This is a genomic window from Paraburkholderia sediminicola (genome assembly GCF_046027825.1).
GTDB classification, from domain to species: domain Bacteria; phylum Pseudomonadota; class Gammaproteobacteria; order Burkholderiales; family Burkholderiaceae; genus Paraburkholderia; species Paraburkholderia sediminicola_D.
The window spans coordinates 1-20,179 of the sequence record NZ_JAQQDU010000045.1 but is presented as its reverse complement, the minus strand read 5'-3'; the positions used below and the strand labels follow the sequence as shown (position 1 = coordinate 20,179).

18 protein-coding genes are annotated in these 20,179 nt (G+C 62.8%); 4 read left to right on the top strand and 14 right to left on the bottom strand.

The features are described from left to right. Positions 1 to 11: 11 nt before the first annotated feature. Complete coding sequence (gene hrpA / locus PQQ96_RS23405) at positions 12 to 4,322, bottom strand: ATP-dependent RNA helicase HrpA (RefSeq protein ID WP_408297096.1); 4,311 nt, start codon at positions 4,320 to 4,322, stop codon at positions 12 to 14. A 23-nt stretch (positions 4,323 to 4,345) separates the two neighbouring features. On the opposite strand from hrpA, the gene argA reads away from it, so the two are divergent. The 3 genes from argA to proP all read left to right on the top strand — a co-directional run bounded on the left by argA (position 4,346) and on the right by proP (position 8,379). After that, the gene (gene argA / locus PQQ96_RS23400; protein WP_408297094.1) at positions 4,346 to 5,734 is read left to right on the top strand and encodes an amino-acid N-acetyltransferase; all 1,389 of its coding nucleotides are present in this window, start codon (positions 4,346 to 4,348) and stop codon (positions 5,732 to 5,734) included. A 58-nt stretch (positions 5,735 to 5,792) separates the two neighbouring features. Beyond that, on the top strand, positions 5,793 to 6,068 hold the full coding sequence (locus PQQ96_RS23395; RefSeq protein WP_082855080.1) for an oxidative damage protection protein: 276 nt from the start codon (positions 5,793 to 5,795) through the stop codon (positions 6,066 to 6,068). An 808-nt stretch (positions 6,069 to 6,876) separates the two neighbouring features. Further along, positions 6,877 to 8,379: a glycine betaine/L-proline transporter ProP gene (gene proP / locus PQQ96_RS23390; RefSeq protein WP_408297092.1), complete on the top strand. Its 1,503-nt coding sequence runs from the start codon at positions 6,877 to 6,879 to the stop codon at positions 8,377 to 8,379. Between the two features lie 134 nt (positions 8,380 to 8,513). Here the strand turns inward: proP and PQQ96_RS23385 are convergent, their stop codons facing one another. The 10 genes from PQQ96_RS23385 to PQQ96_RS23340 form a co-directional block, all read right to left on the bottom strand. Beyond that, the gene (locus PQQ96_RS23385; protein WP_408297091.1) at positions 8,514 to 9,002 is read right to left on the bottom strand and encodes a metallophosphoesterase family protein; all 489 of its coding nucleotides are present in this window, start codon (positions 9,000 to 9,002) and stop codon (positions 8,514 to 8,516) included. Between the two features lie 44 nt (positions 9,003 to 9,046). After that, positions 9,047 to 9,622 carry a TMEM175 family protein gene (locus tag PQQ96_RS23380; RefSeq protein ID WP_408297089.1) on the bottom strand — a complete coding sequence of 192 codons (576 nt, stop codon included), beginning with the start codon at positions 9,620 to 9,622 and terminating at the stop codon, positions 9,047 to 9,049. 196 nt (positions 9,623 to 9,818) lie between these two features. Next, complete coding sequence (locus PQQ96_RS23375; protein ID WP_408297088.1) at positions 9,819 to 10,205, bottom strand: DUF488 domain-containing protein; 387 nt, start codon at positions 10,203 to 10,205, stop codon at positions 9,819 to 9,821. 85 nt (positions 10,206 to 10,290) lie between these two features. Further along, positions 10,291 to 10,608, bottom strand: coding sequence for a hypothetical protein (locus PQQ96_RS23370; protein ID WP_408297087.1), 318 nt, complete (start codon positions 10,606 to 10,608; stop codon positions 10,291 to 10,293). Between the two features lie 108 nt (positions 10,609 to 10,716). Further along, a complete protein-coding gene (locus PQQ96_RS23365) occupies positions 10,717 to 11,064 on the bottom strand; it encodes a cupin domain-containing protein (RefSeq protein ID WP_408297086.1) in 348 nt (115 codons plus the stop codon). A gap of 90 nt (positions 11,065 to 11,154) precedes the next feature. After that, complete coding sequence (locus tag PQQ96_RS23360; RefSeq protein WP_408297084.1) at positions 11,155 to 12,555, bottom strand: FAD-containing oxidoreductase; 1,401 nt, start codon at positions 12,553 to 12,555, stop codon at positions 11,155 to 11,157. A 186-nt stretch (positions 12,556 to 12,741) separates the two neighbouring features. Further along, positions 12,742 to 12,930 (bottom strand): hypothetical protein, encoded by a 189-nt coding sequence (locus PQQ96_RS23355; protein WP_172313706.1) that lies wholly within the window; start codon positions 12,928 to 12,930, stop codon positions 12,742 to 12,744. Between the two features lie 247 nt (positions 12,931 to 13,177). Further along, the gene (locus PQQ96_RS23350; RefSeq protein ID WP_408297082.1) at positions 13,178 to 15,496 is read right to left on the bottom strand and encodes a putative bifunctional diguanylate cyclase/phosphodiesterase; all 2,319 of its coding nucleotides are present in this window, start codon (positions 15,494 to 15,496) and stop codon (positions 13,178 to 13,180) included. A gap of 319 nt (positions 15,497 to 15,815) precedes the next feature. Beyond that, positions 15,816 to 16,382, bottom strand: coding sequence for a DUF4865 family protein (locus tag PQQ96_RS23345; protein ID WP_408297081.1), 567 nt, complete (start codon positions 16,380 to 16,382; stop codon positions 15,816 to 15,818). Positions 16,383 to 16,579: 197 nt separating this feature from the next. Further along, entirely contained in the window at positions 16,580 to 17,410 is an 831-nt protein-coding gene (locus PQQ96_RS23340; protein ID WP_408297079.1) for an SH3 domain-containing protein, read from the bottom strand. A gap of 169 nt (positions 17,411 to 17,579) precedes the next feature. Here PQQ96_RS23340 and PQQ96_RS23335 point away from each other — a divergent pair, with 169 nt between their 5' ends. Continuing rightward, complete coding sequence (locus PQQ96_RS23335; protein WP_408297077.1) at positions 17,580 to 18,182, top strand: lysozyme inhibitor LprI family protein; 603 nt, start codon at positions 17,580 to 17,582, stop codon at positions 18,180 to 18,182. On the opposite strand, the gene PQQ96_RS23330 is transcribed toward PQQ96_RS23335, so the two are convergent. The 3 genes from PQQ96_RS23330 to PQQ96_RS23320 form a co-directional block, all read right to left on the bottom strand. After that, entirely contained in the window at positions 18,155 to 18,703 is a 549-nt protein-coding gene (locus PQQ96_RS23330) for a nucleoside deaminase (protein ID WP_408297076.1), read from the bottom strand. The two genes, PQQ96_RS23335 and PQQ96_RS23330, sit on opposite strands and share 28 nt — an antisense overlap. Positions 18,704 to 18,753: 50 nt before the next feature. Further along, positions 18,754 to 19,893 (bottom strand): BMP family ABC transporter substrate-binding protein, encoded by a 1,140-nt coding sequence (locus tag PQQ96_RS23325; protein WP_408297074.1) that lies wholly within the window; start codon positions 19,891 to 19,893, stop codon positions 18,754 to 18,756. Positions 19,894 to 19,969: 76 nt separating this feature from the next. Beyond that, the coding region (locus tag PQQ96_RS23320; RefSeq protein ID WP_408297073.1) for a hypothetical protein at positions 19,970 to 20,179 on the bottom strand (210 nt) is incomplete at its 5' end.

The following is a 20,179-nucleotide window of genomic DNA, read 5'->3' as shown; positions in this document are numbered from 1 at the left end:
CCACGCGCCGCTCAGCGCTGCATCGACTCCCACACCTTGTATAGACGCTTCACCGACACAGGCATCGGTGTACGCAATTCCTGCGCGAACAGCGAAATCCGCAGTTCCTCCAGCAGCCAGCGGAATTCCGACAACCGCGTATCCAGCACGCCACCCCGCTGCGCCAGCGCGCGCTGGTAGTTCTGCAACAGCGGCTGGAATTCGGCGAACTGCCGCGCATCGCGCGCGGAGTCCGCCTTCAGCTTGTCAATACGCAGCGCAATGCCCTTCAGGTAGCGTGGGAAGTGCGACAACTGCGAATACGGCGTATCGACCACAAAACGCTTGCCAATCAGCCCGTCGAGCTGGTTCTGCATGTCCGCATGTGCGGCCGTGAAAGATTTGGCCTGCGCCAGCTTCTTGGTCGCGGTCGCATATTCGCCCAGAATCTGTCCCACCAGCCGCGAAATCTCCTGAGCCAACAAAGTCAGACGGCTACGGCCTTCGTCGCGACGCGTGTGGAAACTGACGTCGTCGGCCGGCAGCGGGTCTTGCAGGCAGGCGCGGTCGAGCGCGGTATCGATCAGCTGATCGCGCAACTCCTCCTGAGTGCCGCGTGGCATGAACTGCATCGCCATTTCGCGCAAACCCGGGAGGTTCTTCTCCAGATACTTGATCGGCTCTTTCAGTTGCAACGCGAACAATCGCCGCAACCCCGCGCGATGGATGCGCGCGGCTTCATCGGGTGAATCGAATACCTCGACGTCGCAATGCGTGCCGCGATCCACCAACGCCGGATAGCCGAACAACGTCTGGCCGCCACGGCGAATTTCCAGCAACTCGGGGAGCTTGCCGAAATTCCACGTCGTCAGCTTTTCGTACAGCGCGGTACCTTGCACGCCATCTTGCGACGCGGTTTGCGGACCGGACGCAAGGGAGCCCTTGCCGCGCGACGCCGCACCGCTTGCCGCGCCGGCTGTTCCGCCCGCTTGCGCGCCAACGGCCACGCCCCCACCGCCGCCCGCATCCGCCAACGCCACCCCAGCCGCACCCGACGCAATCTTCTGAAAATGCTGCTGTGCCTGGCCGCCGAGTTCAGCGCGCAGTTGTGACAGGTTGCGGCCCATCGCGAGCTGCCGGCCATGCTCGTCGACGACCTTGAAATTCATGAACAGGTGCGGCGTCAGCGTCTCGAGCTTGAAGTCCGATTGCTTCATCGCGACCTGGGTCTGCTCGCGAACGTCGGCGATCAGTAACTCGAGCAAACCGCCAGCGCCGAAGCGCGGACCGCTATGCCGTTCGACGAAACCCGCCGCGAACTCCGGCAGCGGCACGCAATGCCGCCGCAGCTTCTGCGGTAACGATTTCAGCAGAAGTTGCGTCTTCTCCTTCAGCATGCCAGGCACAAGCCATTCGCAGCGTCGCGCGTCGACCTGATTCAGCGCATAGAGCGGCACCGCGAGCGTCACGCCGTCACGCGGCGAACCGGGCTCGAAGTGATAGGTGAGCACCATCTCGACGCCCGCCATCGTCATCCGCTTCGGGAACAGATCGGTCGTGACACCAGCGGCTTCGTGCCGCATCAGATCATCGCGCGACAGATACAGCAGACGTAGCTTGTCTTCCGGCTGGCCGCTCTTCTTCACCTCGTCGCGATACCAGCGCTCGAACGACGCGCCGGTGTAAATAGCTTGCGGCAAGGCCTGATCGTAGAAACCGAAAATCAGTTCGTCATCGACCAGCACGTCCTGCCGGCGCGACTTGTGTTCGAGTTGCTCGATGTCGGCGAGCAGCTTGCGGTTGTGCGCGAAGAACGCGAGCTTCGTATCGAACTCGCCTTCCACCAACGCGCCGCGAATGAACAGCTCGCGCGCACGCGCCGGGTCCTGTTTGCCGAAGCTCACGCGCCGTCGGTGATAAATCGGCAGCCCGTAAAGCATCGCGCGCTCGAACGCGGACACCTGCGCCGCGCGCTTTTCCCAATGCGGCTCGGACAACGACTTCTTCAGCAGATGCTCGCCGATCTTTTCGATCCATTCCGGCTCGATCTTCGCGATGCAGCGTGCGTACAGACGGCTCGTCTCGACCAGTTCCGCGGCCATCACCCACTTCCCGGCCTTCTTCACCAGCGCCGAACCCGGCCAGAGGTAGAACTTGATGCTGCGCGCGCCGAGGAAATACGGTTCATCGTCGGCTTTCAGGCCGATGTTGCCGAGCAAGCCAGTCAACAACGCCAGATGGATCTGTTCGAACGTCGCTTCGGCCTCGTTCAGACGCCAGCCGTGCTCGCGCACCACGGTGAGCAGTTGCGAATGCACGTCGCGCCATTCGCGCAGGCGCAGTTGCGACAGGAAGTTCTTGCGGCACTCGTCCTGCAATTGCCGGTTCGATTTCTTGTGCGCGATCGCTTCTTCAAACCAGTTCCAGATCTTCAGCCATTGCAGGAACTCCGAACGCTCGTCGGCGAACCGGCGATGTGCCTGGTCGGCTTGCTCCTGCGCTTCAATCGGCCGGTCACGCGGATCTTGCACCGACAAAGCGCTCGCGATGATCAACACCTCCTTCAACGCCTGCTGATCGCGCGCGGCGAGAATCATCCGGCCGACGCGCGGATCCAGCGGCAAGCGCGCGAGTTCGCGGCCGAGCGGCGTGAGCTGGTTGTCGTCATCGACGGCGCCCAGTTCGTTCAACAGTTGATAACCGTCGGCGATGGCGCGGCCCGGCGGCGGCTCGATAAACGGGAAGGTTTCGATCGCCGTCAGATGCAGCGATTTCATCCGCAGAATCACCGACGCCAGCGACGAGCGCAAAATCTCCGGATCGGTGAAGCGCACGCGGCCCTGATAGTCGCTTTCCTCATACAGACGGATACACACGCCATCGGCAACCCGGCCGCAACGCCCTGCCCGCTGATTGGCGGCGGCCTGCGAAATCGACTCGACCTGCAGTTGCTCGACCTTGTTGCGATACGAGTAGCGCTTCACGCGCGCGAGGCCCGTATCGACCACGTAGCGAATCCCCGGCACGGTCAGCGAGGTTTCGGCGACGTTGGTCGCGAGCACGATGCGGCGCGCGTTCGAGGTGCGGAACACGCGTTCCTGTTCAGCCGCGGACAGCCGCGCGAACAGCGGCAGAATTTCCGTATGCGGCGGATGGTGCTTGCGCAGCGCCTCGGCGGCATCGCGAATCTCGCGCTCGCCGGGCAGGAACACCAGCACGTCGCCGGGACCTTCGCGGCACAGTTCGTCGACCGCATCGACGATTGCTTCCATCAGATCGCGGTCCGTTTCGCGCTGCGTCTTCAGCCGTTCACGCGAAGACGACGAGGAAGACCCTTCCGCCGCCTTCACCGCGGGACTGTCCTCCGCGACCGGCCGATAGCGCACCTCGACCGGATAGAGGCGCCCGCTCACTTCGATCACCGGCGCGGGCTTGTCGTCGCGGCCGAAATGGCGTGCGAAACGGTCCGCGTCGATCGTCGCCGAGGTCACGATCAGCTTCAGATCGGGCCGCTTGACGAGGATTTCCTTCAGATAGCCCAGCAGAAAATCGATGTTCAGGCTGCGCTCGTGCGCTTCGTCGATGATCAGCGTGTCGTAGGCTTTAAGCAGCGGATCGGTCTGCGTTTCGGCGAGCAGAATACCGTCGGTCATGAGTTTGACCGACGCGCCCGGCGACAGATTGTCGGTAAAACGCACCTTGTAGCCGACCACTTCGCCAAACGGCGTGCCGAGTTCTTCGGCGATGCGGCGGCCCGTCGCCGATGCCGCGATCCGGCGCGGTTGCGTGTGGCCGATCAGGCCGGTGCCACCCGCGCCAAGACCGCGCCCGAGTTCGAGGCAGATTTTCGGCAACTGGGTCGTCTTACCCGAACCGGTCTCGCCGCACACGATCACGACCTGATTCTGCGCGATGGCCCGCGCAATTTCTTCCCGGCGGCCGGACACCGGCAGCGCTTCGGGGAAAGTAATCGGCGGAATCGGGTTCGGTTCGACGACGCGTTGTGGGCGTGGCGGGCGTGGTTCGCGACGCGCGGGCTTCTCCACGCCGCCGGAAGTCGGCTCGCTGCGCGCAGCGCCTCCCTGTGGCGCATGCTTCTGCCCCTCATGGGCGGCTTTCGGCGCCTGCGCGCCCCCTTCACGGCGTGCGCCCTGCGGCTGGTTTTTTTTCTGCGCGGACACATCCGCGCCTTCTACGGCACGTCGTGATTCGCGCGCGGTGGAAGGCGTGTTGCGGGTAGCGTCCTGTGCATTGCGGCGCGCAGCGTCGCCGGCGTTCACCTGATCGGCGGCCGGCGCCACATTCTCGTTCGCCGTAGCGGGACTTTTGGGTACATTCGACATGGGGGCGCATTATAATCCCCGGCATGAATTCCCAAACCGACCTCGTCCCCGCGCCCGCGAGCGTTCCGGCCCCCGCCGGAGCACCGGAAGATCTCGCCCAGCACGCGCAATTCGTCGACTGGATGCGTTCAGTCGCCCCCTATATCCATGCGTTCCGTAACAAGACGTTCGTCGTCGGTTTCGGTGGCGAGGTGGTGCATCAGGGGCTCCTGAATGCGCTCGTGTCCGATATCGCGCTGCTGCAGGCCATGGGCATCCAGATCGTTCTGGTGCACGGCTCGCGACCGCAGGTCGAAGAGCAGATGAGCCTGCACGGCGTCGAATCCGAGTTTTCGCACGGCATGCGCATTACCGACGCGCGCGCGTTGGAGTCCGCGAAAGAAGCAGCCGGCGAAGTCCGTCTGGATATCGAAGCCGCGATCAGCCAGGGTTTGCCGAACACGCCGATGGCGCACGCGCACATCAGCGTGGTGTCCGGCAACTTCGTGACAGCGCGCCCGGTCGGCATTCTGGACGGCGTCGATTTCGCCCACACCGGCGTGGTACGCAAGATCGACGCGGATTCGATCCGTCATTCGCTCGCGAGCCGCAAGCTGGTGCTGCTGTCGCCGCTTGGCTTCTCGCCCACTGGCGAGGCATTCAATCTGTCGATGGAAGACGTCGCCTCGGCGGCGGCCATCGCGCTGCGCGCCGACAAAATCGTGTTCCTGACCGAAACGCCTGGCCTGATGGAAACCGGCGAAGAAGGTCCTGAACTGGTCCGCGAACTGTCGCTCGATGACGCCTACAAGCTGCATGAAAGCGGCGAAGTCACCGGCGACGCCGCGTTCTACCTGAAGCATTCGATCCGCGCCTGCCGCGGCGGCGTGGCACGGGCGCACATCATCCCCTACGCGCTCGACGGCAGCCTGCTGCTCGAACTGTTCCTGCACGACGGTGTGGGCACGATGATCTCGTACGAAAACCTCGAAAGTCTGCGCGAAGCCACACCGGACGACGTCGGCGGTATTCTCTCGCTGATCGAGCCGCTCGAATCCGACGGCACGCTGGTACGGCGAGGCCGCCACCAGATCGAACGCGACATCGACCATTTCTCGGTGATCGAGCACGATGGCGTGCTGTTCGGCTGCGCGGCGCTTTACCCGTACCCGCAGGAGCGCATCGGCGAAATGGCGTGCCTCACGGTCGCGCCTGAAGCGCAAGGCACCGGCGACGGCGAGCGCCTGCTCAAGCGCATCGAACAACGCGCCCGGGCACGCGGCCTGACGCGGATTTTCGTGCTCACTACGCGCACCGAACACTGGTTTCTCAAGCGCGGCTTCGTCAAGGTCACGGTGGACGACCTGCCGGAAGACCGTCGCCGACTCTATAACTGGCAGCGCAAGTCGCTCGTGCTGATGAAACAGCTCTGAGCCGCTCCCTATAAAGAGCGCCTGCCCGCCCCCACATCGATTAAAGGAGAAGCACAGCATGACTCGTATGGTTCAATGCGCGAAGCTCGGCAAGGAAGCCGAAGGTCTCGATTTCCCGCCGCTGCCGGGCGAACTCGGCAAGCGGATCTACGAAAGCATTTCGAAGGAAGCCTGGCAGGCCTGGTTGAAGCAGCAAACCATGCTGATCAACGAAAACCGCCTGAACATGGCCGATCCGCGCGCACGCCAATATCTGATGAAGCAGACTGAAAAGTTCTTCTTCGGCGAAGGCGCGGATACGGCGCAGGGCTACGTGCCGCCGGCAGCCGAGTAAGCGCTTTCGGCTGCACGCCAGCCTTGGCGATCGGCCCAATGAAAAATCCGCGCCGCGAGCGCGGATTTTTTTCGCCTGATTGCCACCTGATTGCCGCCCGTTCGCCGCGCTTTTCCCCACTCGATATGCGAAATATTCGTGGCTTTTTCTTCGCTTCTCTCACCATTCGATGTGCCGGCTTCCGGTTGTACTCTTCGCCGCTTTCTCCCCGTCGGCAAAATTCCCTAACTGGACCATTTCCGGCCAGTTTTAAGCCTTCTTTCCATACCGCCGCAATCCGCTCAATCCCCCACCCCACAAGGGATTGAAGGCCTTACCCGACCCTCCCGCCGAACCCGGCGTTTGCACGATCCTCTGTCATCGTGCTATCATGTTCATCGTTCCAACTGCATTTCACCCTCATTCGCGCTCTTTTCAAGCTGGCTCACCGTGCCTTTTCCTGCACGCTGCCACGCTGAATCGAACAGTTTTATACAAGAAGGCTTGTCGGTCGTTTCCCCGCTTCAACTCACACCGTGAGCGGCGATCCAGCGCCGGCCTTTTTCGTTTCAAGCCTTCCAGCGGCGCCTGGGCCAGCTTTCAGCCACCCCAGCGTCCTCATGCATCTGCCCCCCTTCCACGGCCACGCAGATGCAACAGTCAGCACAATCTAGACGAGTGTTCTTTCGCGAATCGTTCGCGAGGCACGGGCGTTCTGTTTTCATTTTCACGCCCATTTCGATCGCCTTCGGGCGAGAGAAACGCCATCGCGCTGCTCGCGAAACCACACTTCCCCAGCACCCGTGGCGGAACGTTCATGCACGTTTTCATGAGTTTCGTCGCAGTCATTGGAGTTTTCACCTTGACCGCTTCCAGCAACGGCTTCTGGCGACACCACAAAGAAGAACAACGCCTATCACTCGACGACATCACCGTTGTCGACAAATCCCTCCTCAAGCGAGCCGTCGGCGCCATGGCGCTCGGCAACGCGATGGAATGGTTCGATTTCGGCGTGTACAGCTACATTGCTGTCACGCTCGGCAAAGTGTTCTTCCCGTCGGCCAGTCCCGCCGCGCAGTTGCTCGCCACGTTCGGCACGTTTGCCGCGGCGTTCCTGGTGCGGCCGATCGGCGGCATGGTGTTCGGGCCGCTGGGCGACCGCATCGGCCGACAGCGCGTGCTGGCCATGACGATGATCATGATGGCGGCCGGCACGCTCGCGATCGGCCTGATTCCGAGCTACGCGACAATCGGCATTTTCGCGCCGGTGTTGCTGCTGGTCGCACGCCTGGTGCAAGGCTTCTCGACGGGGGGTGAGTACGGCGGTGCCGCGACCTTCATCGCCGAATTCTCGACGGACAAGCGCCGCGGCTTCATGGGCAGCTTCCTCGAATTCGGCACGCTGATCGGCTACGTGCTCGGCGCGGGTACGGTCGTGCTCCTGACGGCCACGCTGTCGAGCGAGGCACTGCTCTCGTGGGGCTGGCGTGTGCCGTTCCTGATCGCAGGTCCGCTGGGCTTGATTGGCCTCTACATCCGGATGAAGCTCGAAGAAACCCCCGCGTTCAAGAAGCAGGCCGAGCAACGCGAAGCCGAAGACAAAGCGCTCCCGAAGCAATCCTTCCGCGAGTTGCTCATGCAGCAGTGGAAGCCGCTTCTGCTGTGCGTCGGCCTCGTGCTGATCTTCAACGTCACCGATTACATGGCGCTCTCGTATCTGCCGAGCTATCTGTCGGCCACGCTGCACTTCAATGAAACGCACGGTCTCTTCCTCGTGCTGCTCGTAATGGTGCTGATGATGCCAATGACGCTGGCAGCCGGCCGCCTGTCCGACACGATCGGCCGCAAGCCGGTGATGCTGTTCGGCTGCGTGGGTCTGTTCGTGCTGTCGATTCCCGCCCTGTTGCTGATACGCATGGGTGCAGTGCTGCCCGTGTTCGGCGGACTGATGATCCTTGGTGTGCTGCTGTCGTGCTTTACCGGCGTGATGCCGTCGGCGCTGCCGGCGCTGTTCCCGACGAAGATCCGCTACGGTGCGCTCGCGATCGGCTTCAACATTTCGGTGTCGCTGTTCGGCGGGACGACGCCGCTCGTCACGGCGTGGCTGGTCGAGAGCACCGGCAATCTGATGATGCCCGCGTACTACCTGATGGGCGCGTCGCTCATCGGTATCGTGTCGGTGTTGGCACTGCGTGAAACGGCCCGCAAGCCGCTGCTCGGCTCGGGTCCGTGTGTCGCAACGCGTGCGGAAGCGCATGCGGTGCTGCGCGGCGAGCGTGAAGCGGCGGAGATGGATGAAGGTTACGCTGCCGCGGCTACGGCGCGTGCCTGATTCTGACTGGCGCGACGCCTAGCCGCCGAAGCTCTGCGGGTATCACTCGCAGTTGCATACGGCGGCAGTAAACCGCAACGACTAGCACCAGTGTGCCCCAAAACGGGCCGGCAAATTTTTGCCGGCCCGTTTTTTTATGTCACGAGAGAATCGAACGTCGCGCTTGCGTGCGCGCCTTCAACGATTAGCATGCCGGCGGAAATCGGCAACTTGAAACGCCTCGGTCCGGCGCTGCCTGGATTGACGAACAGCACCCCGTCGCGCTCGCTGATCATGGGCTTATGCGAGTGCCCCGTCACGACCACGTCAATGCCTTCACGACACGGATCGTCGCCCACGTCGGCGATGTCATGCACGATGAGGATCGTCACCTGTTGGATGGTCAGTTTTGCGCGCATCGGCAGCGAGGCAACCGGCTCGCTGATATCGTTATTGCCCCGCACGGCGGTAACCGGCGCGATCTGCGCGAGTGCATCGAGCACCGCCTGATTGCAGATATCGCCCGCGTGAATGATCGCATCGCAGCCTGCGAGGTACTGCAAGGCTTCAGGACGCACAAGGTTGTGCGTGTCGGAGATCAGGCCGATTCGGGTGGCTGGGGAACTTGGGGTACGCGAAGTCATGATGCGAGTATCGGCCAATCGGCCTTAGTCTGCCTGCTGCATGCTTACGCTTCCAGCACGTGTTCGATGCGCCGGTCGGGCACCAGCCACCACGCCGCGGCCAGCGTGTAAAGCGCAGCCGAGAGCCACGGATGAACGAATGCCAGCGCAATGCCCGCCAGATAAATGATGACCGAGACCTTGCCCTTGAAGTCGTTGCCGACCGCCTTCGCGATCGTCGACTGCGTGCCGTGCTCGCGGATCAGCACGCGGGTCAGAATGAAATACGCAATCGCCGACATGAACAGCACGACGCCGTACATCGCGGTCGGCCAGGCGGCGAGATGGTTTTCGCCGACCCAATGGGTCACGGCCGGCAGCAGCGACAACCAGAACAGCAGATGCAGATTGGCCCACAGCACCGCGCCGTTGACCTTCTGCACGGCATGGAACATGTGATGGTGATTGTTCCAGTAGATGCCGACGTAGATGAAGCTCAGCACGTAGGCGCAGAACACGGGGAGCACGGGGCGCAACGCGGCAAGGTCATAACCTCCCGGCACCTTCAACTCGAGCACCATGATCGTGATGATGATGGCGATCACGCCATCGCTGAAGGCTTCGACGCGTCCCTTGCCCATCGGTCGGTTTCCTGATTATGTTGTCGCGATTGTGAAGGCATGTGCTTGCGGGCATGGCGCACCGCAATTGCCAGCCGGACCCGCCGCAGTCTGCGCGCCGCCCAGCCAGGCACGCACGCACGCACGCACGCACGCACGCTGCCGATTATCGGCGATGACAACGGGACTTGTCGAATGCCGGCCGCGCTTGCCCGCACTACCTGATCAGTGCACCCCGCTCGCTTAACAATTGGCGAAGAATGCTGCGATGGCACCGGCTTTCATCCTCGCAGTAGCAGCCGACGGAAAAGTTTGTCGTTTTTGACAATGCGGCAAGCAGGTCCAGCACCTTGCTGGCATCGCCACCATTCATCTCCGTGCGGAATTTTTTCGCGAACGCGGCCCAATCGGCGTCGCTCGTCATCGCCTTTGCTTCTTTGACCAACTCCGCATCCGGCGACAGATTAGGCAGCCACACATCGTAGTAGTCGCGGGTGGCGAATTCTGCGCGGGGTACGCCGCGTGGCGGCCGCCGAACGGTACCGATACGCACCCCTTCGTCGGCCGCCCTCGGAGACCCAAGCCTGACGATGCTAATGCTCATGTTTTCCCCTGATTCGTGGTGGACACGCGACTGTCCCGCCGGGTCGATCCGCGCCGCCCGTCGATAGTTTTGTGATGCAGCAGACTCAACGCCTCATGCCCTTCATGGCCTCGATTTCCATGGCCGCATTCCGCTCTTCACTGGCTTCAATCGGGTCCATTGCCTCATCGATCGAAGACGCTGCACGTTCAGCCGCCGCTTTCGTTTCGTCGAAAACAGGATCGAATTCTGCGTCGTCATCGCCCGGGGGTTCCAGCATGTCTCGAAGCATGGCCGCCAGATCTGGCGTATCCCACGGCACGCCCTGCTGTTTCTGCTTTTTTATGTAGTGCCTGACTTCCGCGTCCTGTTCCGGAGTCAACGGAAGACCGCGAAAAGTGCTTTTGGGGTCGGCATCAGTCATGATCTTGCTCCAGGATACGTGCCAGTTTGAGTGTAATCCCGTTCTGGTGGCGTGATCTCAGCTATCGGTCATTGCCCATCAAGCCCTCTGGCGCCGCCTGGCGATCAGTTAGCGGCGAACGCCAGGGTAGTAAACCGCGAGCCACACGCTCGGCTCCGCGTCGCTCGTCCATGCTACCCGATGCCGGCAATGCGCTTCGATCAGCACGTGATCGCCCGGCTTCATTGGGTGCAGCTCACGCTCGCCTTCGAATTCGAGCGTTGCCGCACCGCTCAGCAGCACAACCCACTCAGCACGCGGACTGTCGTACCAGAAGTGCGGCGGGCTTGCGTGCCCTCTCGAAACGATTCGCTCGATGCTCACGCCGGCTTCATCCACGAGCGCGTCGACTTGCTCATCAGGACTCGACGGCGCGCTGAGATCGAAGATATTGCCTCTGCTGAGTATGCGCTTCATCGCTTGTGCTCCGGCTATGCTCGTCACCTGCGTTCGCTTCGCCTGTTCTCCCATCGCGCTCGTCACCCCGTTTGCTTCCGGACGCCCCGCTCACTTCAACGGCTTGAGTCCATCGAGCAAGGTCGGCACCAGTTCGCTGATGGTCGGATGAATGTGCATTGCGTACTGCAAGGTCGGATACGACGCGCCTGCCGTCATGATGTCGACGAACGTGTGCAACGCTTCGTCGCCCTCGATGCCATGTATCGCCGCGCCAAGAATCTGCTTGCTCGCTGGGTCGACCAGCACCTTCATGAAGCCATCGGTTTCGCCGCGTTCGCGGGCGCGGCCCACCCGCGTCATCGGCATGGTGGCGATCAACGCGTCGCGGCCGGCCTTGCGCACGTCAGCCTCCGAGAGCCCGACGCGCGCGAGTGGCGGATCGACGAACACCGCATACGTCATGATCCGCGTGTCGACACTGCGCGCACCGCCGTCGAGCAGATTGGCGGCGACGATCTGGAAATCATCGTAGGACGTGTGAGTGAAGGCGCCGCGTCCGTTGATGTCGCCGATCGCCCATACGCCCGGCACATTGGTGCGCAACTGGCCGTCAACGGGAATCGTGCCGTGCTTGTCCGTCGCGATGCCGGCAGCGTCGAGGCCGAGGTCATCGGTATTCGGTTCACGGCCGGTGGCAAAAAGCAGATGCGACGCTTCGAGCGCGGGAATATTCTGCTCAAAACCAATGCACACGTCGTTCTCGTGATGCGGATGCGGTTCGACCCGGGAGGGCTGCACGCCGAAGACAAACTCGATCCCTTCGCGCGCCAGCACCTTCTGCACGGAGTCGGCGAAGTCAGCATCCTCGCGCGTGAGCACGCGCTCGCCGCGCACCAGCACCGTCACCCGGCTGCCGAAGCGGCGAAAAATCTGTGCAAACTCGAGCGCGATATAGCTGCCGCCGACAATCACCAGATGGTCCGGCAATTCCGTCAGTTCGAGCAGATTGGAGTTGGTGCAGTAGCGAATTCGCTCGAGCCCTTCGAGCGGCGGCACGACTGCGCGCGTGCCGGTATTGATGAAGATTTCGTCGGCGCTGAGTTCGTCGGTCACCGTGCCGTCCGGGCGGTGGATGGCAAGCGTATGCGCACCGGTGAAGCGCGCGTGGCCGTTGAAGACGGTGACGTTATCCGCGCTGCGCAGCCATTTTTCGACGCCGTCGCGCGATTGACCGATGATCCTGTCCTTGCGCGCCTTGACCGCTGCCATATCGACGCTAACGGCGCCGCCCACCTGCACGCCCAGATCCGCGGCGTTGCGCGCCACGTGGGCCGCGCGGGCGCTGGCCACATACGACTTGGTCGGCGTGCAGCCGACATTCACGCAAGTCCCGCCAAAGGCCGCACGTTCGATGACCGCGGTTTTGCGGCCACTTTGACCGAGACGGACAGCGAGCGGCGGCCCCCCTTGTCCCGTGCCGATCACGACTGCGTCGAAGTGCTGTGGCATGGCAAATCTCCCGAGGCTGGGGGTGCAGGTCGTAGCATCTTACCCCCAGCGCCTCGCGTTGCCTTTATCGCCCCTTCCGGTTGTTCCTGGTGCCCTCCGCAATGTCCGCGCGCCGGCTTGCGATCTGTCGTCACCCCGCCGAGGCGCCAACGCCGGCCGATCGGTGTGGATTACGCCCGATTGTGTTCAGGCGTGGCAATGCGCGGCGCAGATCAATTCGCGCGAGCGTTGCAGTGCGGCCTGCGCACCGCGCGTCGCAACAACCCAGCCGACCTGCCCGAGGTTGAAATCCTGCGACACCATCACTTGCATGAGGGCAACCATCGGCAGGACCACCGATGGCCGATAAAGCTGGTTTGTAATCAAGGCTGGCATAACGGCTCCCATCGCGCGAGGCCGCAACGGCGCAGCGCGGAATTTACATTCGATGAGAGGATTGTAGGGAGACCGGGACCGCGGATAAATACCAGGAACGCGAAGGCAGTTGTTTGCGAAACTGAACAATCGAATCTGGATGCCCGTGGCAGTGGGCTCGGATTGTCGTAATAGCCCGACAGGCGTTGTGGGTTTGCTGCGCCTGCAGCCATGGAGATGGCCATGGCCATCTCCATGGCCGCAGGCGTCAGGACGGTTGTGCCACGCCAGCCAACCCCACCTGCGCGTCAGACAAACTACGCGCATAAGCACCCGCTCCGACAGGCCGGCTATAAAAATACCCCTGCTGCTTATCGCAAGCGATCGCCCGCAAAAACGCCGCCTGCTCAGCAGTCTCTACGCCTTCAGCCGTGACATTCATGCCAAGCGAATGGGCCATCGCCACCACGGCCTGCGTAATCGCGATCGAATCGCGATGGTCCGGCAAGCCCGCGACGAAGGATCGATCGATCTTCAGGTTATGCAGCGGAAACCGTTTCAGATACGACAGCGACGAATAGCCGGTGCCGAAATCGTCGACGGAAATCCGCACGCCCATCGCACTCAATGCGCTTAGCATCGGCAGGACTGCGTCGCTGTCGCTCATCAGGAGCCGCTCGGTAATCTCCAGCTCCAGCGCCCCGGGCTCGAGCCCGGACTGTTCAAGACAGCGCTCGATCCGCTCCACCAGGCCGCTTTTGAACTGGCGCGGCGACAGATTCACCGCGACGATCAAATCCGGCGCCAGCGTGCGGCGCCATTGCGCGGCCTGCTCGCAGGCCCGTGCCAGCACCCAGGCGCCGATCTCGACGATCAGGCCGGCGTCTTCGGCCACGGGGATGAACTCCACCGGCGAGACATTGCCCAGCTCGCCGTTGTACCAGCGCAGCAACGCTTCGGCGCCGATTGTGCGGCCGCACTGGCTGTCGACGATCGGCTGATACACGAGGCTCAGTTCGTTGGTGGCGAGCGCGCGCCGCAATGCCTGCTCGATCATGAAGCGGCGCTGCAGATGCCGATTCAGTTCGGCCGTGAAGAACTGAAAATTGTTGCGGCCGCATTGTTTCGCGTGATACATCGCCGAGTCGGCGTTGCGCATCAGCGTGGCCACGTCGTGACCGTCTTCGGGGAACAGACTGAGGCCAATCGATGCGCCCATGTAGTACTCGTTGTCCGCCACCGCGAACGGCACCGCGATCGTGTCGAGAATGCGCTGGGCGAGCGCGATCAGATGGCCCGTGTTTTCGTATGCGTTGACCACGATCACGAACTCGTCGCCGCCCACGCGCGCGAGCGTATCGTCCGGCTCGACACACGCCGACAGCCGCTCCGCCACGCTGCACAGAAGTGCATCCCCGGCCTCATGACCGGCGGTGTCGTTGACCTTCTTGAAACCGTCCAGATCGACGAACAGCACGGCGACCCGCGCCAGTTCGCCCATCCCCGCCACGCCACACGGCGCGATCAGTTCGCGCATCCGCTCGGCCAGGTAAGCGCGATTGTAGAGGCCGGTGAGCGGGTCTCGGGTGGCCAGAAACTTGAGCTGCCGCTGCGCCTCGCGCACCGGCCCGATGTCGGTGAACGAGATCAGCACCGAGCTGGGTTCACTGTCGCCCGGCTTGATGATCGGCACGACATTTTCAGTAATCCAGATGACATCCCCGTCGGTCAACTCCAGACCGATCGTGGCGCCGAGCAGGGGTTTGCCGGTCGCCAGCACCTGACTGGTCGGGCGATCGGCATCAGTGACGACGGAACCGTCCTCATGATAGGCACGCACCATTACCGTCAGAATGTCGTGGCCGATCAGGTCCGCGCTCGCCCGCAGAATGCGTTGCGCACTCGGATTGCAGGCCAGCACTACGCCGTCGCGCGACTGCACGACAATGCCTTCGTTGAGATGGTCGACCACCAACCGGTGATGCTCCTCGCTGTGCGCGAGGCGTTGCGCCATAGCGTCCTGATGAACGGCGAGACCGACACTGTGGCTGATGTCGTGGAGCATCGCCTCTTCTTCGGCGGTCGGTCGGCGCGACGTGCGGTGATAGACGGCGAACGCGCCCAGCACTTTGCCGGTATCGTTTTCAAATGGCACCGACCAGCACGCGCGCAAGCCGAGCGGCAACGCGAGGTGCTTGAAATCGGCCCACAGCGGATCGGTTTCGATATCTTCGACGGCGACCATGCGCCGCTCGTACATCGCCGTGCCGCAGGACCCGGCCCCTGGGCCGATCGCGACGCCGTCGATCGCGGCACTGAAGTGCGCCGGCAGCGAAGGCGCGCCGCCCACGCGCGCGCGCAGGCCGTCCGCGTCCAGCAGCAGGATCGAACAGGTCGCGCCTTCGCCGAGCAGCGCTTCCGCGCGGCGGCATACTTCATCGAGCAATTCCGGCAGCGGGGTGTTGCGGGTAATTAACCGCAACACCGTACGCTCCGACGCCAGCACCCCCTCGGCCCGATCCGGCCCGTAGCGGGTGCCCTCAGGCGTTGCTCCCATCGTGTTACCTGATGTCGCTTCGCAAGTCATTTGTGCGCCCCCTAACCCCACATCGGCAAGTTAGTGTACGCGGCGCACCGGGGTTTACGCGAGGCCGGCACATTTTAATCGCTATGCATAGCAGCGACGTGCGCGGCCCGGCCGGCTACCCGGTCAGCCAGTGAAGCGAAAGCACCATCAATTCGGCAAATCCAACGATCGCACCCGCCGTCAGCGCCAGTCCGGCCAGGTGCGCAGCCAGCGCGACGCGGGCATCGAGCGGCGCGGGGCGGCATGGGTGGCGACGGGATCGCCGATGTGGCTGTCGAAGCGGTTTCGCCCGCCCTACAGTTGCCTATACCGCAGGCGTTCACTTCAGGCTCGCGATGCCTGGCCGCGCGAGATGCAGCACCTCGTAGACCGTGCGGCCCGGCGTGGCGACCGGCTCAGCTGCCGAGAGCGTGAGACGAATGAGTTTCCAGTTGGCGACATCGAGCGCGGAGACGACAGCCACCGTATCGTCCTGCTCCGCTATGCGACGGTTCTGCGCCGTATGCGCCGCGCGCAACTCGGCGCGGTTGTCCTGCTCGCCGATCGGCTGCTCGTCGCGATACAACGCGAGCGCCCGTTGCGCCGGCCCCTTGCGAGCATCGAGCGGGAGCCAGGTTTCGACCTCGGGACGGCCGAAGTCGTCGATCACGTTCTGAAAGCGCGAGCCCATGAAGAAGTCGGCGGTCTGCTCGGCGTCGAGCCACAGATAGACCGCGGAGTAGTCGTTCGCCGTGGCGCCATAGCGGCCGCGCTCACGAACGACGAACGCCTTGAATCCCAGCCCCTCGGTCGCGTCCCACAGCGGGCCGCGCCGCGTCGCACGCTCGCGGATGATTCCCATGTCATAGGTGGAAGGCAAACGGTGCGAATACTGTTTGGCAAGCACGGCGAACTCCTCATGGTTTCGACTGAGGATGAGCTTGCGCCGGCGCCATCATTTTCACAAGATATGGTGTTTTATATCTATGATGAAGATTCGAAATGGCCGCGCTCGCAGGAAACCTTGCGGGCGGTCAGCTCGGCGTTGCTGAACGCGGCGTACGGAAGAGACTGGGTGGGCCGGACGGACCGGCCCGCCATGCCTTAGCCGTTCCCGCCATTTCCGCCGTTTCCGCCTCCCGGCGGTCTGCCTCCCCCACCGCCCTGAGGGCGATTGTTCCCGCCGCCTTGCTGACCTCCTGGTGGACGGCCACCGGCATTACCCGGCTGCTGGCCGCCCGGTGGACGCCCGCCAGCATTCCCTGGTGGCTGGCCGCCTAGTGGCCGGCCACCTGCATTACCACCCGGAGGACGCCCACCCGCGTTACCCGGCGGCGGACCTCCAAGTGGCCGGCCACCTGCATTACCACCCGGAGGACGCCCACCCGCATTACCCGGCGGCGGACCTCCAGGTGGCCGGCCACCTGCATTACCACCCGGAGGACGCCCACCCGCATTACCCGGTGGCGGACCTCCTGGTGGACGGCCGCCCGGTGGCCGTCCGGCACCAGGCCTCGGCGGTGGCGGGGGCGGATGGTGCGCCCAGCGGGATTGCTGGCCATACCACGGCCGGCCTCGATAATAATTGCCCCAGTAAGTGCCGATCGAGAACGTCACGATCGGCAGCCCGATCACCACGCCGTAGTTCATCACCGGCACGTTGCTGCCCTGATACGGATAGCTGAGCCGCCCCGCATAGACCCAACCGCGCAGGTTCGGCGCGGCAACGTCACACCACTGGTAACTGCTGATGCAACCCATCACCGTAACCGGGACGCCGCCCGGCAACTGCGTCACGATCGGGTAATCCTTAGCAGGCCCGGCGCGCACGTTGACACCGCTGTTCGTGTAAGCCTGCGACTGAGCAGAAGCCACTCCGGGCAGTGCCATCAAGCCGGCCGCCGCGTAAAGCCATGGCACGAGGTGTTGTTTCATTTTTCCTCCCGTTTTTACGTCCCACTTTGCTTTCATGCCGGTGTGCGGTTCGCGCGAGGCAAGATTTTGTAATCACCCACCCGAAGTCACGCTGTTCTCGGGCATCTGTGTTCCGGCAACTCAGCCGATCATCCCTTGCATGAAAAACCCATGCACTGCCGGGACCATAATGAGAATCTTCCGCTCCATCTTTGCCGCCGCACTGATGCTCACGCATCTGCCCGCTCACACGACCAGCTTCGACTGCCACAGAGGACGCTCCCTCACCGAACGAATGATCTGCAACGACCCTGCGCTCTCGAAACTCGATGACACGCTGGGACAACTCTACTGGAAAGCACGACGGCGAGTCATCAATCGACGCGCCTTCCTCATCGACAGTGACAGCAAGTGGGCGTGGCGGGAAGCGAATTGCCGCGATGCGGCGTGTCTGGGGACGTGGTATGCGACGCGGATCGAGGAACTGCAACGGCTGATCGAAAGCATGCGAACGGGAACGCCGGCTGGGCCCGGTGCACCAGGCGAGCCGGCCGAACCGGACACTCAGCGCAAGGCGACGATGCCCGCACTGCAACAAACCGAAACCGCGATGCTTGAATGCACCGCCGCGCATCCCGGCATCGTCGCGAATGACCAGTGTTCCACTGTGATCAAGGCGAACAACGGTCGGTGGAAATATCAGCCACACGGCGGCGACTGGTTCTGCGGGCTGGCAATGCTCTCGCCAGCGGACGGGCAAGCGCGCTACCTGCCGCTCCAGAACTTCCGCTGAACCTCCATCACCTCGCTCTCCACCTCGACCACCGGACCAATCACCTCGACGGGCTTCTGGCAATGATCGAACACATACCGGCAATCCACACTCATCGTTGGATTCTCGGCATGATCGCCGGTCGCCTCCAGCAAGCGCTTCTCGGTCATCCCAAACACGACGCGGCCGATATTGGCCCAATACATCGTGCCGGCGCACATGCAGCAAGGCTCGACCGACGTGTACAACGTGCAGCCCCATAAGTACTCCGGCGTGAAATTCAACGCCGCCACGCGAGCCAGCACCGACTCGGCATGATTCACCGTGTCGACGTTGCCCTGCTCCATCAACACGGTCTCCTGATCCGGGCCGACCAGCACAGCGCCAAACGGATGGTGCCCGAGCAGCGTCGCCCGCTCGGCCACCCGGCTCGAATGCCGCAGATACCGCACGATCTGCTCGTGAGTCGGCGTTAAACCCTGCGGCGGATACGTCGCCGCCACACCAGCAGCACCGGCATTGGTCGGAACAGTAAGACTCACGGGCGATCTCCTTTAATCTTTAATAATATTTAGGCAAACCAGGCAATTCATTACTTCGGCAGCGAACCGTCCACGCCCTGCACGAACCAGTTCAAGCGCAGCAGTTCCGCGTCGCTCAATGACTTGCCCGCAGCGACCTTCACCACGCCGGACTGATCCGCGATCGGACCGGCAAACGGATTGAACTTGCCGGAGATGATGTCGTCACGCTTCTGGTTCAACGCCTTTTGCGCCGTCGGTGACACCGCGTCCGTGTTGATGTTGGCCAGATCGATCGCCTTCTCTTTCAGCCCCCACCACACCGGCGAGTTGTTCCACGTGCCTGACATCACCTGCTGCACCAGATGCGTGTAGTACACGCCCCAGTTGCTCACGCATGCGCCCAATTGCGCGTTCGGCCCGAACTTCTTCATGTCGGAGTCCCAGCCGAATGCATGCACTTTCTTCTGCTCGGCCGTCTGCATCGTCGCCGTCGAATCGGTGTTCTGGATCAGCACGTCGGCGCCCTGCCCGATCAGCGTCTCGGCAGCCTGCTTTTCGCGGCCCGGGTCGAACCAGCTATTGATCCACACGACCTTCACGCGTGCATTCGGGTTGACCGAGCGTGCGCCCATGGTGAACGCGTTGATGTTGCGCACCACCTCCGGCACCGGCACGGAGCCGACAAAGCCGAGCGTGTTGGACTTCGTCGTATAACCGGCGACCAGCCCGGCCAGGTAGGCGCTCTGGTAGGTCCGCACATCATAGGTGGCGAAGTTGGCGGCCTTCTTGTAGCCGGTTGCATGTTCGAACACGGCGTCCGGGAAGTCCTTGGCGACCTTCAACTCGAAGTCCTGAAAGCCAAAGCTCGAGCCGACCACAATCTTGTTGCCCTTGGACGCCAGATCGCGAAACACGCGCTCCGAATCCGCCGACTCCGGCACGTTCTCGACGCGCGTCACTTTGATCTTGTCGCCGAATTTCGCCTCGACCTCCTTCACGCCTTGCTCGTGCGCATAGGTCCAGCCCGCGTCGCCCGGATTGCCGAGGTAGACAAAGGCGATGCCGAGCGGCTCCGCGGTCGCGGCTGCCGCCGCCCCGGCGCTGAACGCGAGGGACGCGCCGAGCGCTGCTGCAAGAACAGTGCGAACGGTCCGGACGGTTTTGATGCGCAATGAGTGATGCAGCACTCGCGCCAGCTTTGCTTTCATGAATTCTCCGAAGATGGTTTCCAGGTGCCTGCCACACTGCCCGCGATTGTCCCGGGCAAGGCTCCAGCATAGGGGGTCATATTCGAAGGTCAATTTCAGCGGAAAAATTATTATTCGTTATCCCGCCCATAACGAAATCTGTATTTTGGTGGCAAAAAAACAGGTTCGATGTCTTCGAACGAGTACATTGGGAACGTGGTACGGCAAGCGCAATGTCCTTTTGACATCCTCCCCGCCCTGAAGAGGCTGTCGCAAAACTTTTCTGCTGTGCGTCCAATTGAAGCCC